Annotated in this window: 12 protein-coding genes; 5 read left to right on the top strand and 7 right to left on the bottom strand. The window is 66.1% G+C overall.

The annotated features are described in order from the left end of the window. Window positions 1-95 precede the first annotated feature (95 nt). Window positions 96-3,155, bottom strand: a complete 3,060-nt coding sequence (locus K8R92_09245; GenBank protein ID MCE9620085.1) for a hypothetical protein — start codon at window positions 3,153-3,155, stop codon at window positions 96-98. Window positions 3,156-3,484: 329 nt separating this feature from the next. Then, window positions 3,485-4,336, bottom strand: coding sequence for an OmpA family protein (locus tag K8R92_09240; protein MCE9620084.1), 852 nt, complete (start codon window positions 4,334-4,336; stop codon window positions 3,485-3,487). A gap of 99 nt (window positions 4,337-4,435) precedes the next feature. Between K8R92_09240 and K8R92_09235 the strand changes: the two genes are divergently transcribed. From K8R92_09235 to K8R92_09225, 3 genes are all read left to right on the top strand, one after another. Further along, complete coding sequence (locus K8R92_09235; protein MCE9620083.1) at window positions 4,436-5,680, top strand: amidohydrolase family protein; 1,245 nt, start codon at window positions 4,436-4,438, stop codon at window positions 5,678-5,680. Between the two features lie 123 nt (window positions 5,681-5,803). Continuing rightward, window positions 5,804-6,220 carry a hypothetical protein gene (locus K8R92_09230; GenBank protein ID MCE9620082.1) on the top strand — a complete coding sequence of 139 codons (417 nt, stop codon included), beginning with the start codon at window positions 5,804-5,806 and terminating at the stop codon, window positions 6,218-6,220. Window positions 6,221-6,267: 47 nt separating this feature from the next. Further along, window positions 6,268-7,626, top strand: coding sequence for an AI-2E family transporter (locus tag K8R92_09225; GenBank protein ID MCE9620081.1), 1,359 nt, complete (start codon window positions 6,268-6,270; stop codon window positions 7,624-7,626). A gap of 22 nt (window positions 7,627-7,648) precedes the next feature. Here the strand turns inward: K8R92_09225 and ffh are convergent, their stop codons facing one another. The 3 genes from ffh to K8R92_09210 all read right to left on the bottom strand — a co-directional run bounded on the left by ffh (window position 7,649) and on the right by K8R92_09210 (window position 12,140). Further along, window positions 7,649-9,133, bottom strand: a complete 1,485-nt coding sequence (ffh, locus tag K8R92_09220) for a signal recognition particle protein (protein MCE9620080.1) — start codon at window positions 9,131-9,133, stop codon at window positions 7,649-7,651. 33 nt (window positions 9,134-9,166) lie between these two features. Then, window positions 9,167-11,128, bottom strand: coding sequence for a 1-deoxy-D-xylulose-5-phosphate synthase (gene dxs, locus K8R92_09215; protein ID MCE9620079.1), 1,962 nt, complete (start codon window positions 11,126-11,128; stop codon window positions 9,167-9,169). A gap of 106 nt (window positions 11,129-11,234) precedes the next feature. After that, window positions 11,235-12,140, bottom strand: a complete 906-nt coding sequence (locus K8R92_09210; GenBank protein ID MCE9620078.1) for a polyprenyl synthetase family protein — start codon at window positions 12,138-12,140, stop codon at window positions 11,235-11,237. Here K8R92_09210 and K8R92_09205 point away from each other — a divergent pair. Then, window positions 12,139-12,846, top strand: a complete 708-nt coding sequence (locus K8R92_09205; GenBank protein MCE9620077.1) for a MotA/TolQ/ExbB proton channel family protein — start codon at window positions 12,139-12,141, stop codon at window positions 12,844-12,846. The two genes, K8R92_09210 and K8R92_09205, sit on opposite strands and share 2 nt — an antisense overlap. Further along, entirely contained in the window at window positions 12,843-14,438 is a 1,596-nt protein-coding gene (locus tag K8R92_09200) for a SpoIIE family protein phosphatase (protein ID MCE9620076.1), read from the top strand. The genes K8R92_09205 and K8R92_09200 overlap by 4 nt, the downstream gene beginning before the upstream one ends. Here K8R92_09200 and K8R92_09195 read toward each other — a convergent pair. Both K8R92_09195 and ispG read right to left on the bottom strand, forming a co-directional pair. Next, window positions 14,432-15,571: a type II secretion system GspH family protein gene (locus tag K8R92_09195; protein ID MCE9620075.1), complete on the bottom strand. Its 1,140-nt coding sequence runs from the start codon at window positions 15,569-15,571 to the stop codon at window positions 14,432-14,434. The two genes, K8R92_09200 and K8R92_09195, sit on opposite strands and share 7 nt — an antisense overlap. Further along, window positions 15,568-16,821 carry a flavodoxin-dependent (E)-4-hydroxy-3-methylbut-2-enyl-diphosphate synthase gene (gene ispG, locus K8R92_09190; protein ID MCE9620074.1) on the bottom strand — a complete coding sequence of 418 codons (1,254 nt, stop codon included), beginning with the start codon at window positions 16,819-16,821 and terminating at the stop codon, window positions 15,568-15,570. The genes K8R92_09195 and ispG overlap by 4 nt, the downstream gene beginning before the upstream one ends. Window positions 16,822-16,827 lie beyond the last annotated feature (6 nt).

The following is a 16,827-nucleotide window of genomic DNA, read 5'->3' as shown; positions in this document are numbered from 1 at the left end:
GCCGGCTTTCGCCGCAATGTCCCCGAACGCGCCGCAAAAAGAAATGGACCCCGGATTGCTCCGGGGTCCAAAGATTCAATCAACTCATGGAACGCTTACTGGCAGGCGCCGAAACTCAGCAGCACCAGTCCGATGTCGCCGCCGTCGACTTCGCCCGATCCGTCAAGATCGGTCATGCAGCCCGGGCATGGACCGAAGTCCAGAAGCACGAGGCCGATGTCGCCGCCGTCAACCTCGCCCGATCCGTCCAGATCACCGAAGCAATTCGAGCCTTCGCCGGGGCAGGTGATGTTCGCCTGTCCGGGACGATCGGTGATCGTGTCGGGATTGGTGATGTCGCGGACGCCGGCCCACCAGTAACCGACCGGTGAGCAACGGTAGATGTGATACGCAAGGCCGGTCACATTCGGACCAATCCTCGATGCGTACCACCATTCCTCGGTGGTTCCGGTCGGAGCGGCATGGACCGTTCCCACGATCGAGATGGAGTCTTCGACGCCCGCCCATGGAGTAGTTTCCATGACGCCATCGTCGTCGGCATCCAGATCATCGTTGAGCGCACCGCTGAATCCATCCACCAGCATCAGGGTGAGGTTGTCGCTGTTCTCAAGGTTCAGCGTGGCCACCTGCAGATCACCGGGGAAATCCAGGGCGATGCCGTCCTGGGGATTTGCGCCCTCGGTCTTGAGCGTGATCACGAAGAGACCCGACTCCGGCACCACCTGTCCGGTGAGCGGCACGACGCACTCGATCACACCCGACTTGGTGACGTTGGATCCGTCGCCGACCACGATGAAGGTGAGGGCGGAGAGGTCGGTTCCGGGTTCAGCCTTGATCTCGACGTACTCGTCGACATCGGTGTTGACTTCATCGAAGCGGGCTTCGTTGAGGTACGCGATGGGCGAGCCGCCGCCGCAGGCAGTCAGCGTTCCCGCCGCGTCGACGCAGAGTTGATCCCAGATCACATCGCAGCAATCCGGAGCCACATCACACACGGCCTCGCAGCACGCCCGGTTGAAGCAGTGCGCGTTGTCGTGAGGCATGAAGCAATCGCCGGCGGCGCCGTCTCCACAGTTGTAGATGGCCGGCAGCGAGCAGTCGGCGTTGTCGGCCCGAGGCGTGTCGTAGCCCACGGTGACCGCGCTGGGACCCATGGTCCAGGTGCCGTCCGACGTGCAGCGATAGACATGCTCCGGCAGGCGGTCGACGGTGTCGACGTTGTGCGGTCCGACCACGGTCGAGGAGTAGGCCGCGCCCACGTCCGTTCCATCGGTCAGGCTGACGGAGTCGATGACCGAGATCCACGGCGTCGTGTCGAGCGTGCCGTCGTTGTCGGTATCGAGATCGTCATTGCGCGAGCCGTAGAAGTTCCAGGCGAGCATCACCGTGCCGGTCTTGTTCAGGTCCAGGGCCAGGCCGCCGCCGCTGTTGTAGTTCGGCGTGACGCCCGCAATGTTGAACCCGTTCTCCACCATCAGGAAACGGCCTGAGGAATCGAGCTGCAGGCCGTCGAGCTTGGTGGCCGCATCGACCACGCCGCGCGGATCCTGCGGATTGGCGTCCTGGTCGTTGATGATCACCACGGTGACGCCGTTGAGGGATGCATTGGGCGGTCCGACGATCTCAAGGTACTGGTTGAGCGGCAGATTCGCCGTGCGTGTCGACTCGTCGCTGGTGCGGATTTCATTCAGCTGAATCGCCGGCGGGCTTCCGCCCTGCAGGCAGTAGCCAAAGGAGGTGTCGGTGCAGTTGGTGTCCCACGCCGTCGTGCAGCACGCCGGCAGAAGGGTGCAGACGGTGGAGCAGCAGGCGCCGTTGTCGCAGCCCGGACCCGCGTGGGCCGTGAAGCAACTTCCGCTTCCGGCTTCGCCGCAGTTGGAGCATTCCGGATTCACAGCGCTTGGGGAATCAAGGTTCGCAGCGCCCGCAGCGACGGGATCGAAGAAGCCGTTCTTCCAGGAGCCCTGGGGCGAGCAGCGATAAACATGCGCGGCGGGATTGATGCCGTCGGCCTTGGAGCGGAGCACATTGCCGCCCGCCTCGACGACGGGGGTGTACCACCATTCCTCAGTGGTGCTGACGGGAGGTGCCGCCGCGTCGGTCTTGCAGACGGCCACGCCGTCGACGACCGCAGTCCATGGAGTGACATCCAGGACGCCGTCGTCGTTGGTGTCGAGATCCTGTCCGACCGCGACGTTGCCCGTGTAGTTGCGCACGATGATGTGCGTGACGTTGTCGTTGTTCTCAAAAATCAACTTGTCGGTCTGCAGGTTGCCCGCCTTGCCGAAGGCGATGCCGTCCTGGCCGCCGGTGTTCTTGAGCGTGATCAGGAAGAGGCCGTTGGCCGGCATGGTCTGACCGGTGAGCGGAATGATGCATTCCACGACGCCGGACTTGAGCGAAGCCGTGCCGTCGCCGATCACGAGGTAGGTCAGCGAGCTGAGATCCGCGCCAGGCTCGCCGGAGAGCTCCGCGTACTCGTCGTTGTCGGTGCCCTGCTGGTCGATGCGCACTTCATTGAGCTGGACGACCGTGTTGCCGGAGGCACAGACAGGATTGGCGGCGCCGGGGGTGTCATGGGTCGGGGAAACGTCGGCGAATCCGATCTGCCAGACCAGTGTGGTGGGGCAGCGCTGCACCTTGCTGGGGAAGGAGCCGCCGTCGGGTCCGATTGTGTCCGCGCTGTAGACGTAGTCGGAACTCTGTCCGTCCTGCGGAGTGAAGGCGACCAGGGCGACCGACGAGGAGATGGAGGACCAGAAGGTCGTGTCAATGGCGCCGTTCTGGTCCGCATCAACAATGTCGCCGACTGAGCCGGTGAAATTCTGCACCAGCATGTGCGTCTTGTTGTTGTCGGACTGGAAGTCGAGGAAGGAGAAGAGGTCGGGGGTCGTGAGCGTGTAGGAGGGCTCCGCCACCACGTAGAAACCGCTGGCGGGAATGACGCCGGAGAGCTGGATGGCGCTCTCGATGTAGCCATTCTGCATGCCCATGATGGCGAAGTCGTCGTTGCCGATGACCAGGTAGGTGTAGGTGGAGAGATCGGTGCCGGCGGTGCCGGAAATTTCCGCGTAGATCTCGGTGTCGATGCCGGTCTGCTGAACGCGAATTTCGTTGATCGACTGGGCCAAGGCCGCAGTTGTGGTGGCAAGCATGAGTCCAGCGACGAGGTGGTTGGTTCGCATAAAATGGGCCCTGAGATGGATGCAGCACATGATCCGTTACCTTGGAATCCTTCCAAGGTCGATGAAGCCGGCTATGAACTGCAATCCCAACATAACCCTATTTCAGGCCCACTCAAGCACAAAGTTGCCAATTCATCAAAACCTTTTGGGTCGTGAACGGGACCTGAACCTCGCAGTCCTCACCCTGATTTGATTCGCGGGAGATTTGCGGATTTTTTCGAGGCCGATAATGAAAAAGGCGTCCATTTCGGGACGCCTTTTGAGTGGCAATTGAGGAACAAAAAGCCTTGATGGAGGCCTTATTTCGTCGGCTCGTCGTCACCCTTCTTGGAGCGGACCGGCGCGGCGGCCGGTGCCCCCGAGGAGCGCTCGGTCGGATCACCCGAGGAGAGGATGGGGATGGTGAGCGGGCTGAGGAAAATCTCCACGCGGCGGTTGGCGGCTGCGCCGTTGGGTCCGTTGGCCACCACCGGACGGTATTCGCCATAGCCGGCGACCTGCATGCGGTTGGCGGCGACGCCGTCGGAAACCAGCGCGTCGCGCACGCTGATGGCGCGGTGGGCGGAGAGGTACATGTTGGTCGGGTGCTGCGCCGCGACCTTGCGGATCGGCACGTTGTCGGTGTGTCCCACAACCTTGACCTCGAACTGCTGCGCGACGGGTTGGTTCAGGATGCCCGCGAGCTTGTCGACGAGGGTCTTGGCCGCGGGCTTGATCGCGACCGAGCCGGAGTCGAAGGTGAAGTCGCTGGAGAAGCGGAGCATGCCGGTGCGTGCGTCGAAGGTCAGAATGTCCGGGTACTGCGCCGCGAGATCCGTCAGCGCCTTGTTCAACTCGGCGGGCAGCGGGCCGACGCCCATCTCGCCGACCTGCTTGAGCAGCCGCTCATAGTCGGCGAGCAGCTTGTCGATGTCGCCCTTGGCACCGGAACGCAGGCCCTGAAGTTGTTCGAGATCAGCAGCGGCCGCGGCCATCTGCGCGCGGAGGCGCTCCTCATTGGTGCGCGCGGTCTGCAGATCGCTCTGCGTCGCCAGCAGCGTCTGCTCCTGTCCGCGGTAGGCTGTCAGCAGGTCGTCGTACTTCTGCTGAGGCACGCAGGCCGCCAGCAACACCGGAACCAAAGTCAGAAACGTGATTCGCTTCCATGCCATCGAAGGATCTCCAGTAAACGGTTCGAAAGCGATCTCAAGCGATCGCCGAAGGCGGGGAGTGTAGCCGAAGTGGGCGCCATGCGACGAGGAAATTGCACCGTGTTCCATGCGGCCGGCGGCTGCGACGGCCTGGGCCGGACGTTCGAGCCCGCGGCGCTGCTGTTCGAGGGCCGGAACCTTCGTGCCGCGGGAACTCCACAGGAGATCGGCACGATTGCGAATGCCAATGTCGTGGTGCGGCCGCGCAGCGTGCTGATTCCCCCTTTGGTCAACGCCCATGCGCATCTGGACCTGACCGACATCGGAACGGTGGAACTGGATCGAAGCGCCCCGGGTGGGTTCGCGGCGTGGCTGGCGAGCATCATCGGGCTCCGTCCCAAGACGCCGGAGGCGATCCGCCGCGCCGTGAAGCATGGCGCGGAGCTGAGCCTCCGCGGCGGCGTGGGCTGGGTGGGCGACATCGCGGGACTGCGGTCGATGGACGCCTTCGAGGCGCTGGCGGAGGCTCCGCTGGGCGGCGTCTCCTTCCTGGAGACTTTCGGCCTGCATGGGACGCGCGAGGCGGAAGCCCTCGAGTGGATCGCCTCGCTGAAGCCGCAGACCCGCAATGGCGTGACGCTTGGAGTTCAGCCGCACGCGCTCTACTCGGCGAGCGACCGCGTCTTCGACGCCGCGCTTGAATGCGGTCTTCCCGTGAGCACGCATCTGGCCGAGAGCGCCGAGGAAACGGAATTCGCCCTGCGTTTGGAGGGCGCGCTGGTCGAGCTGCTGCGCAACGCAGGAGTATGGAGCGACGCGATCCCGGTGCGGAAAGCGCGTCCGGCGGAATGGTTCGCCCGGCGGATGGCGGGGCGCTCGTCGCACGCGGTTGTGGCGCACGTCAACGAAGTCACCACCGAGGAAATCCGCCTGCTGCGCGAGCGCGGCGCCTGCGTCGCCTACTGCCCGAGATCCAACGCTTTCTTCGACCGGCCCGGCCCGGCGGGGGAGTTGCATCGCTGGCGCGACATGCTGGCCATGGACCTCTGCGTGGCGATCGGCACGGACGGCGTGGTGAGCCTGCGGAAGGAGGAGCACGCCCGCCGCCTCTCGCCGCTGGACGAGATCGCGCTGCTGCGCCGGCGCGGCGGCGCGGACGACGCGACCCTGCTGAAAATGGCGACGGTGCACGGACTTCGGGCGCTGGGCGTGCCCGAGGATCAGGCGACCTTCGCGCCCGGGGAGAAGATGGGATGGCTGGCGGTGACCGGCCCCGGGTCGGAGGGGTCGCTCGGGGCGATCTTTGATCCTAAGAGCGAAATCGAGTGGATCGTCGCTCCCCGGGAAATCGGCGAGAGCGGTTGACCTGCGGGATTCCCGACCTAGGCTAAGTCCATTCCTCGCGGGCGCCGGCGAGGCAGCCGATGGAGTGCAGGCGTTCGAATCCAAGTTTTGGCGGAGATTGAACCGATACACCAAGAGAGACCCGTGTCGACCGAGCAAACCCAACAACCGAACCTGGACGTGGACCTCAGGCAGCTCGCCGCGAAGGCGGGTCCCTATCCGCCGGTGGCCTACCGCTTTGTTCGTGAGGGTCTGTCGCGCACCGTCGAGGTGATCCACAGCCAGGAATCCACCGAGGCCGACCGCCATGTGTCGGGCCAGCAGCTCTGCATGGGGCTGCGCGAGTACGCCATCGAGCGCTACGGCCTGCTGGCGCCGGTAGTGCTGCGCAGCTGGCACGTGCACCGCACCGACGACTTCGGCCGCATCGTCTTCGCCATGATCGATGCGGGTCTGCTCAGCAAGACGCCGCAGGATTCCTTTGACGACTTCCGCGGCGTCTTCGACTTTTCCGAGGCCTTCGGCCGGGACCGTCTGGTCAACGCGATGCAGCATCGCTGAGTCTCGCGCCGACGCCCGCGCTGCGGGAATCGCTTAGCATGTCGCGCATGCACGACGACAAAAGTACGACGCGCCTCTCCAAATTGCATCTCTGGCAGATCCAGGGGGTCCGCGACGCGATGGTCATCGGGCTGCTGGTGCTGCTTTTCTACGCCGGCTACGCGATGCGCTCGGTGACGGTGCCGCTGCTGATCGCCTTCGGCCTGGCGTACTTGGTCGAGCCGCTGGTGGAGAGCCTGTGCCGGCGCTTCCGCATGTCGCGGCCCGCGGCGGTGGGCACCATCATGGGCACCGCGGGACTGGGGCTGCTCTTCGTGATCGCCGTCACGCTGCCCATCGTCATCGGGCAGAGCGTCTCCTTCGTGGAATCCTTCCGCAGCGGCCGCTTCAACGCGGCGATCGACCGCGCCCAGTCGGTGGTTCCCGATCCCTACAAGGAGCAGGTGAGCAAGATCCGCTCGTGGTTCAGCGAAAATGTCGGGTCGGGCAGCGGCATACCCCCGGCCGCGCCCGCCGGCGCGGCGGCGGATGCGCCGACGGGGGCCTCCGGCACTCCGAACGGCGCAACCGAAACGCCGGCTGTCAAACCGGTTCCCGCGGAGGCGAAGTCGACCCAGCAAGTCAACCAGGAAGTCATCGAGCGGGCGGTCGAGGAGGCCCTGAACAAGCGCGGCATCGTCACCGGACAGCCCGCCATCTCGTGGACCAACATGTTCGGCTCCAGCGTGCAGAGCGTCTTCGCCACCGCGATGGAGTTCCTGACAATCGGATTCCTGACCGCGCTGATTCCCTTCTACTTCTGGTTCTTCTCCATCAGCTTTCCGGCCGCGGTCAAGAAGCTGCGCGGGTTGATTCCCGAGAACCACCGCGCCGGCACCGTGAAGCTGATCGCGGAGATGGACCACGCCGTGAGCGGCTTCGTGCGCGGGCGCATCGTGATCAGCCTCATCATGGCGGTGATGTTCGCCGTCGGATGGAAAATCTGCGGCGTGCCCTACGCGATCACGCTGGGCCTGGTCATCGGGCTCTTCAGCGTGGTGCCCTATCTCTGCGCCGTCGGATTGCCGATCGCCATCGGCCTGCTGCTGGTGGACCAGCTCATCCTGCCCGAGGAGGCGCGGATGAGCTGGCTGTGGATCGTGCTCGGGCCGACGCTGGTCTTCGCGATCGTGCAGACCCTCGAGGGCTACGTGCTGATTCCGATCATCGCCGGTCGGGCCACCGACCTGGGGCCGGTGAGCATTTTCGTTGCGGTGCTGGCGGGGGCGGCCCTGGCGGGGGTGTACGGCATGCTGCTGAGCATTCCGGTGGCGGCGTGCCTGAAGATCTACGGCCGCGAGGTGATGATGCCGCGGGTGAAAGCCTGGAGCAAGGGCGAGGCCGAGGACCTGCTGCCGATGAAGTGAGGCGGCGGCGCGCCCGCAGCGCTCAGCGCTTCTTCCGCGCCTTGAACTTGCTCTTGATGCTCTCGGTGTGGGTGGACTTGCGGCCCATCAGCCCGGCCAGGCTGGGCGCCGCGCCGGGGCCGCCGGCGGACATCTCCTTCATGGCCTTCATCTTTCCCATGGCGCCGAGACCCGCGAGCTGCGAGGTCATCTTCTGCATGACCTCGAATTGCTTGACCAGCTTGCCGACCTCCTGCTGGGTGGAGCCGCTGCCCGCCGCGATGCGCCGCGCCCGGCTCTTCTGCTGGTCGACGCGCTTCACATCCTGGCGCTCGGCCGGCGTCATGCTGCGGGCGATGCCCTCGAGCCGGTCGAGCTGCCCGTCGTCGACGTTGACGTCCTTGATCATGGAGCCGACGCCCGGAAGCATCCCCAGAATTTGTTTCATGGGTCCCATGCGGCGCAGCGACTTGAGCTGAGAGAGGAAATCGTCCATGGTGAACTGGCCCTTGGACATGCGTTCGGCGAGGCGCTGCGATTCGTCCTCGTCGACTTCCTTCTGGGCTTTTTCAACCAGGCTGACCACGTCGCCCATGCCGAGCATGCGTCCGGCGATGCGCTCCGGATGGAAGGGCTCCAGCGCGTCGAAGCGCTCGCCCACGCCCACGAAGAGGATCGGGGCGCCGGTGACGTACTTGGCGCTCAGCGCCGCGCCGCCGCGGCTGTCGGAGTCGAACTTGCTCAGGATGATGCCATCCACGTGCAGGCGATCATGGAAGGACTTCGCCGCGATCAGGGCGTCCTGGCCGGCCATGGAATCCACCACCAGCAGCGTCTGGTGCGCCTCGGTCGCGCGGCGCACACCCTCGAGTTCCTTCATCAGCGATTCATCGACATGGAGCCGACCCGCGGTGTCCACGATGAGCGTGTCGAAGCGCCCCTCGCGGGCGGCGCGATAGGCGCGCTGCGCGACTCCCACCGCGACGCCGACGGCCTTGCCATATTCGGCGCAGCGCTCCGGCTCGCCGAAGAAGGCCACGCGGGCGCCGCCCTTGGCCTCGGCCGCGACCTGCTCGACGACGATTCGCAATTGCTCGACCGCGGCGGGCCGCTGCAAGTCGCAGGCGGCCACCAGAACGCTTCGGCCCTGCTCGCGCAGCCGCGCCGCAAGCTTGCCTGCGGTGGTGGTCTTGCCGGAGCCCTGCAGTCCGCAGAGCAGCACCACGGCGGGGCCGGGTGAGACCTGGATGATGTTGGGATCCACCGGCCCCATCAAGTGGACAAGCTTCTGATGCACCAGGCCGATGATTTCCTGGGCGGGCTTGAGGCTCTTGGTCACCTCGGTGCCGATCGCCTCCTGCACGACCTCATCGCAGAAGTGGCGCACCACTTCGACGTGCACGTCGGCCTCGAGGAGCGCGGTGCGCACATCCTCCATGGCCTCGCGGACGTTGTCCTCGGTAATCTTGCCGCGGCCGGAGAGGCGGCGCAGGGCGTCGCCCAGTCGTTCCGAAAGAGACTCGAACATGATGGGGGAATCCTAGCCGGGAAGGGCGGAGGATCAGGAGGCGTGGATGGCGGACTTCGCCGCACCCTGCCGCGCCTGCGGAACCGCCTCGACCGCCGCGCGGATGGTGCGGGCGATGTGCGCGGCGTCGATGCCGGCCTCGGCGAGCTGCTCGCGGCGCTCGCCCTGGTAGATCCACTGGTCGGGCAGGCCCAGCCGGGTGACCAGGCGCGTGTCCAGCCCGCGCTGGTTGCACGCCTCCAGCACGCAGCTGCCGAATCCGCCGCGCAGCGAGTGATCTTCAATCGTCACCACGGGCACGCCCTTGCTCAGGAGCGATTCCAGAAGTTGAATGTCGACCGGCTTGGCGAAGCGGGCGTCGTAGAGGTTCACGCGGTACTCGCCGTCGAGGGTCTTGACCGCCTCCAGGCTCTCGATCGCCATCACGCCGTAGGCCAGGACCGCGGCGTCCGGAGCGGCATGCTCCACGAGCGCACGGGACTTGCCCAGGACAAAATCGGGGCAGGCCTGATCGGCGAAGGCCGCGCTGACCGCGTCGCGCGGATAGCGCAGGGCACTGAGGCCGCTGTCGTGTTTGCGCATGAACTCAAGGGCCGCCTTCAGGCTCGGCTCGTCCATCGCCGCCATCAAGACCGCGTTGGGCAGCGAGGCGAGCAGGGAGATGTCGCAGAAACCGTGGTGCACGGCACCGTCGCCGCCCACAAGGCCGGCTCGATCAAGAAGCAGTCGAACCGCGAGTCCCTGCAACGCGACTTCCTGGAAGGCCTGGTCGAAGGCTCGCTGCAGGAAGGTGCTGTAGACGGCGAAGAAGGGCTTCCATCCCGTCTTGGCGAGCCCGGCCATCATGTCCATGGCGTGGCTTTCGCAGATGCCCGTGTCCCAGGTGCGCTCGGGGAATGCGGCGGAAACCTTGGAGATTCCCGTGCCGTCGGGCATGGCGGCGGTGCAGGCAACGACCTTGGGATCGCGCTTCATCACCTCGACCATGGCCTCGCCCAGGGCGCTGGTGAAGGAGCGCGAACTTTTCTTGAGCTCGATCCGGCAGCCCTCATTCTCCATGTCCGGCACCGTGAAGGGGCCGGGCGAATGGGTCGCCGAGGGATCGGATTCGCAGAAGGAGAAGCCCTTGCCCTTGACGGTCTTGACGTGCAGGACCATCGGGCGGTCGAAGTGCTTGGCTTCGGTGAAGAACTCGATGAGCGAGTTGAAGTCGTGCCCGTCGATCGGTCCCACCGCGACGATGCCGAAGTGCTCGAACCAGGCATCCTGGCTGATCGCGGCCTTGCTCATCTCGCCCATGCGGTGGTAGAGGTCGGACATTTCGCGCCCGCCCGGGATCAACTTGGCGACGTCCTTGGCGCGCTTCTTGAATTCGGTGTAGCCGTGGCTCATGCGCATCCGGTCGAAGTAGCTCGCCAGGGCTCCCTGAGGCTTGGCGATGCTCATGCCATTGTCGTTGAGGACCACCAGGAATTGCCGCCGCAGCGTGCCGGCGCTGTTGAGGCCTTCCATCGCGACGCCGTTGACGATGCTGGCGTCCCCGATGAGGGAGACCACGCGGCGGCCGTTGGGAGTGAGGCCGTCGAATCCGTCGCCGTTGAGCTGATCGCCGCGGGCCATTCCCACTGCGGTCGAGATGGCGGTGCCGGCGTGGCCGACGCTGAAGAGGTCGTAGGCGCTTTCGCGTGGCTCGGGGAACCCCGCCATGCCGTCGCGCTGGCGCAGCCGGCCCAGCAGCGGCTGGCGTCCGGTGAGCAGTTTGTGCGTGTAGCACTGGTGGCCCACATCCCACAGCATGCGGTCGCGTCCGAAGTCAAACACATAATGCAGGGCGATGGTCAACTCGACCACGCCGAGGTTGGGGGCCAGGTGGCCACCGGAGGTCATGCATTGGTCGCAGATCGCTTTTCGAATTTCAGCCGCGAGCTCGGGCAACGCCGACGGAGGAAGGGCTTTCAGATCGGCGGGAGAATGAATCGAAGGAAGGAGGGCCATTTCGGAGTTCAGTGCGGCGGGCGAAGTGCCTGGTGCGAAGTCTAGCGGAAGTTTTCCGGAAAGTCGCCCCTGGGGTGGCGCATTTTGCGGACCATGGATCCGGGATTCATCGCGTCCGCGTGGCCAGCGCCCGCGCCATTGTGCGCAGCGGCTCGGCCGCGGCGCCCATCGGCTTCAAAAGCTGCTCGCTTTGCTCGTGCAATGCACGGACATGCTCGCGGCTCCACTCCACGCCGTGGACGGCGGGGAAGGTGATCTTGCCCTGGGCGGCGTCCTTGCCCGCGGATTTTCCCAGATGTTCGCTGGACTGCGTTTGGTCGAGGATGTCGTCGACGACCTGGAACATGAGCCCCATGATCTCGCCCCATTTCGTGAGCCGGTCGAGCGACTCGGGGTTCGCCGCCGCGGCGAGGGCGCCCATGCGGCAGGCGGCGCGGAGGAGCGCCCCGGTCTTGCGGTTGTGGATCAGCTCCAGTCGCTGCTGCGGAGTTGCCTCCTTGGGAAATCCTCCCAGCGTGTCGAGCACCTGGCCGGAGATCATTTCGGTGGTCGCCCAGGCCAGCTCGCGGGCGATGTCGGCGGCGCCGCTGCGGCAGGTGAGGGCTTGTTCCATGGCGATCGAGAGCAGCGCGTCGCCGGCGAGGATGGCCAGCGCCTCGCCGAAGGCCACGTGCGTGGTGGGACGGCCGCGGCGGAGGTCGTCGTTGTCCAGCGCGGGCAGGTCGTCGTGGACCAGGCTGAAGGCGTGGATCATTTCAATGGCGACGGCGGCGGGCAGGGCCTTCTCGGGATTTCCTCCCGCGGCGGCGCAACTGCGCAGGCAGAGCAGGGGCCGCACGCGCTTGCCGCCGCCAAGCAGCGCGTAGCGCGCGGCCTCGTCGAGCTTGACGGGAAGCCGGCGTTCGGCCAAGGCCTGGGTGAGCGCGCTCTCCACGCTCGCCAGCAATTCGTCCTCGCTCCTCGGAATAGGCGACTTCATCTCAAGCATCGCGCCCAGTATAGAAGAGCCCATGGGAAGTTCCTATGATGCCCCGATGGGCAATGTCTTCAACGAGTTCCTCGGCTTCATCCAGCACGGCGGACCCGTCATGTACCCGCTTCTGTTCCTGAGCATCTTTTCGCTCTCGCTGACCGTGGAGCGGATTCTGTTCTGGTCCCGGGTCGGCTCCCGCAAGGCGCGCGGCGAGGTGGAAACCCTGATCGAGGCCCTGCGGGCCGGCAAAAGGGACCGCGTGATTTCGCTCTGCGACGGCAGCACGCTGCCCGACATGGCCGTGGCGGCGCGGATGGCGATCGACGGCAGCGACGATGGCGTGGCTGCGGCCGCGGCGGAAATCCAGCGGCACCGGCTCGAGCGCTTCTCGGTGATCCTCTCCACCATCATCACCGCCAGCCCCATGATCGGGATTCTGGGCACGGTGATCGGCATCATCAAGAGCTTCCAGGTGCTCGGCACGCAGAGCGGCCTCGCGGATCCGCGCGGCGTCTCCGGCGGCATCGGCGAGGCCCTGATCACCACCGCCAGCGGACTCGCCGTCGCCCTGCTGACGCTCTTTCCCTACATGGCCTTCAAGGGCCTGGCCGACCGCGCACTGGGGCGGATGGAGTCGGTGATCGCGGCGGCCCAGATCGGCTTGCCGCGCCGGCCGACGCGTTCACGCGAGCTTGACGAGGATCCGGTTTCAAGCCGTCCGGAGCCCGTGGAATCGGTCAGGTGAGCAGCGGCATCCGGCTTGAACTCATCAAGGGCCAGGGCGGCCCCTTCGAATTTTCCGCTGCGGACGCGGTGACCCTCGGCCGCGCCTCCGACAGCGTGATCCATCTGAACGATCCCCACGTCTCGCGCCGCCACGCCTCGCTGAGCTGCCTGCGCGACAAGTGGACGCTGGTCGACAACGGCTCGCGCCAGGGCACGCTCATCAACGGCACGCTGCTGCCGGCGCAGAAGCCCTGTGTACTGGCCCACGGCGACCAGCTGGGCATCTTTCCCTTCGTGCTGCGGGTCGACCTGGGCGGCGAGCCGATGACGCTCATCGATTCGCTGACCGAGACCTCCGTCAACCATGTCCGGGCCGTCGAGCCGGAGGAGCTTGAGAATCTCGCCGGCCAGCGACTGAAGGTTCTGCTGGGAGTGGCGGCCAAGATGCAGGAAGCCCAGGATGAAAAGGCCCTGGCCCAGACCGCGGTGGCCGCGCTGCTGCAAGGCACGGGATTCGGCCGCGCCTTGCTGCTGCGCGGGCACGACGGCTCGGGGTACGAAGTGCTGGCGCGGGAAATCCAGGGTCGCCACGGCGACGAGGAGGCGCGGATCAGCCGCACCCTGCTGCGAGCGGCGTCGGCGGGAAGGCCGGTCCGCCTCGACGAGGCCGCCGAGATGCAGATGGCCGAGAGCATCGTGGGCGAAGGCGTGACCGCCGCGCTCTGCGTGCCGATCCTGCTGGGCATGAACGTGGAGGGATTCCTCTACCTCGATTCGACGGTGGGCTCGGCGCCGGGATCCGACGCCGCGGCCTTCGCTCAGGCGCTGGCCCAGTTCGTCGGCATGGCGCTGGGGGAGATCCGGCGCCGCGACTTGGCCGACCGACAGCAGCAGATCCACCGCGAGCTCTCATCGGCCCACGCGGTGCAGCGCCGGCTGATGCCGCCGGAGCAGGGATCAATGGGACCCTGGCGATGGAAATTCCATTCCGAGCCGGGGCGCGTGGTGGCGGGCGACATCGTCGGCGCCGGCGCCGGGCCCGAGGGGTTCTGGTTCTTCCTGGGCGACGTGGCGGGCAAGGGGATGGGCGCCGGCATGCTGATGGCCAGCATCCAGGCCCATCTCGCTGCCGAGCTGGAGCGCGGCAGCGCGCTGGTGGATGCCCTGAACGCGACCAACGCCTACGTGCGCCGCCATCGCGACGAGACCGAGTTCGCCACGCTGATGGCGATGCGCCTTTCGGACGACGGACGCTCGATGCAGATGGTCGACGCGGGCCACGCAATGGGGGCGATCGTTCGCAAGGGAGCGCCCGCAATCGCCATTGAGTGCCGCGGCGGCACGCCGATCGGCATTGTCGAGGATCCCTATGAAAGCAGCGAGATCCCACTGCAGCCCGGGGACCGGATCCTGCTCTTCAGCGACGGCGTCTGCGAGCAGCAGAACGCCGAGGGGGAGGAGCTGGGGATCAAGCGCGTGCTGGCCTGCCTGCAGGAAAGCGGCGACGAGTGCGAGGATGTCGAACGGGTGATGGCGCTGCTGCGCGAGCACGCGGCGGGCGTTTCATTCGCCGACGACGTGAGCGTGGTGAGCCTGGCCCACGGTCACTGATCGTGGATCGTGCCGGTGTGCATGCGCCGCGCCTTCTGGGCGTTGGTGATGTCCGCCAGGTTCAGGAACGCGCGCATGTCATCGAGGACGCCGTAGTTCTCCATCTTGGTGCTGCCGTCGCCCTTGGCGGAGGGGATCTGCTTGGAGTAGCGCATGAGCGGCATCGCCTGATCGGTGTAGAGCGCCAGGCTGGAGATGTCCGAGTTGGAGATGGTCCAGATCCGCTCCTCGCCCAGCCAGGGCGGAGTGATCCACGCGGCGCCGGGCGCCGTCGGATCGGGATCGCGGTAGCCGGCCTTAGCCTCGCGGTTGACCGGGCGGTCGCCGTGGGTTGGGGGCGGGCCGAGCGACGCCATCGCCTCGTCGGATCCGGGGAGGCCGCGTGAATCGGCGCCGGGCATCGGCGTGTTCGCCTGCAGATAGGCGGCCGGACAGAAGACCGTCATGCGGTCGGGCACCGTGATGCCGCCCAAGGTGCGCGCCATCGGATTGGCATCGTGGTCCGCGTTGGTGGCGATGCGCTTCCCATCGGTGAAGTAGGGGCGCGGAGTGCCGGGAGGCAGGTTTGACTTGTTCGAAATTTCCCACCAGCCGCCGAGGTAGTAGGCGTTGTAGCCATAGGCGGGCTGCAGCGCGGCGGCGCTGCCGGTGAGCCCGCTGGGAACCATCGACGCGAGCCAGGTGGTCAGGTAGGTGCTCTGGACCTTCAGCGGCGGAATGGTGTAAAGCGTCTTGGGATCGCTCGAATTGGAGTCGTCGCGGTAGCCCAGCATCATCTCCCACGAATAGTCGAGGTAGGGGGCGAGCCGCCAGGGATAGGTCTGGGCGACGGCGCGATCGAGCTTGTCGGTGGACTGCCCCTCGATCTTGCCGCTCATGCGGTAACTGACATTCCACTTCTTCTGCACATCGACGGAGAGGAAGCCGGGGATGCACTGGTCGTTGTACTGGTTGGCATAGAGCGACCAGCCGGTGAACATCTGGCGCAGGTCGCTCATCTGCTTGGAAGTCTTGGAGGTCCGGAAGACGCTGGAGATGCCGCCGATGAGCAGCGCCATCAGCAGCGAGATGATCGAGATCACCACCAGCATCTCGACGAGCGTGAAGCCGCGATGTGAAGTGCGCCGTCTCATCGACCGCCCACCGTGATCTTCTCGACCAGTCCCTTGCGGATCTTGTCCACGCCCGAGCCGAGCTCGCCGATGGGATCCGGCGGCACGATCTCCACGATCTTCTCGCCCAGCTTGGCCTCGCCGCGGCGCACCCGCGCCTCGAACTGCTTGCATTCCACCAGCAGCCGGTCGAGGATCTCCTCCTCCGGCACATTGGCGACCTTCTGCCCCTGCACGTAGATGATGCCGCGGCGGTCGCCGGCGAAGACTGCGACGTCGGCGCCCTCGGCCTCGCCGGGGCCGTTCACGATGCAGCCCATGACCGCGACCTTGATCGGCAGCGAGACTTCCTTGGCGAGCTTGGCCTCGACTTCCTTGACCAGTGTGAAGAGATCGACCTGGATGCGGCCGCAGGTCGGGCAGGCGATCAGCTCGACCCCCTTGCGCTCGCGCAGACCCAGGCAATAGAGAATTTCCAATCCATCCTTGACCTCGTCGATGTGATCGCTGGCGTAGGAGAGCCGCACGGTGTCGCCGATGCCGTTGGCCAGCAGCGTGCCCAGCGCAATGGTCGAGCGGATGGTGCCGGTCGACTTCGGGCCGGCATGGGTCACGCCCAGGTGCAGCGGATGGTCGAAGCGCCGGGAGATCTCGGTGTAGGCGTCGATGCACAGCGAGGCGTCCATGCTCTTGGCGCTGATGACGATGTCGTGGAAGTCGCGCTCCGCGAAGATGTCCAGGTACTCCTCCAACTTGGCGATCATCAGGGCCAGCAGGTGGCCGGAGCGGTGCCCCTCGAAGTACATGCCCAGCTCCTCGGCGCGGCGCTTCTTGTCGCGGCGCTCGATGATGGAGCCTTCGTTGACGCCGATGCGGATGGGGATTTTCCGTTCCTTGCAGGCGTCGATGACCTGCAGCACCTGGTCGCGATCGCTGATGTTGCCGGGATTCAGGCGGATCTTGTGCACGCCGGCCTCGACGGCCTCGAGGGCGCGCTGATAGTGGAAGTGAACGTCGGCGACCACGGGCACCCGGACCTGAGGCAGGATGTGCACCAGCGCCTCGGTGTCCTTGCGCTCGGGCACCGCGACGCGCACCAGATCGGCGCCGGCATCGGCGTAGCGGTTGATCTCCTCGACGCAGGCGTCGATGTCGTGGGTGAATCCGGCGTTCATCGTCTGCACGGAGACCGGGGCGTCGCCGCCGATGCGCACCCGTCCCACGCGGTCGTCTCCAACGGTCACCTGACGGGTCTTGCGACGTGTCTGCATCCCGCG

Source organism: Planctomycetota bacterium (assembly GCA_021414025.1).
Classification (GTDB): Bacteria; Planctomycetota; Phycisphaerae; order Phycisphaerales; family SM1A02; genus SYAC01.
This window is presented reverse-complemented; position numbering and strand designations above follow the sequence as displayed.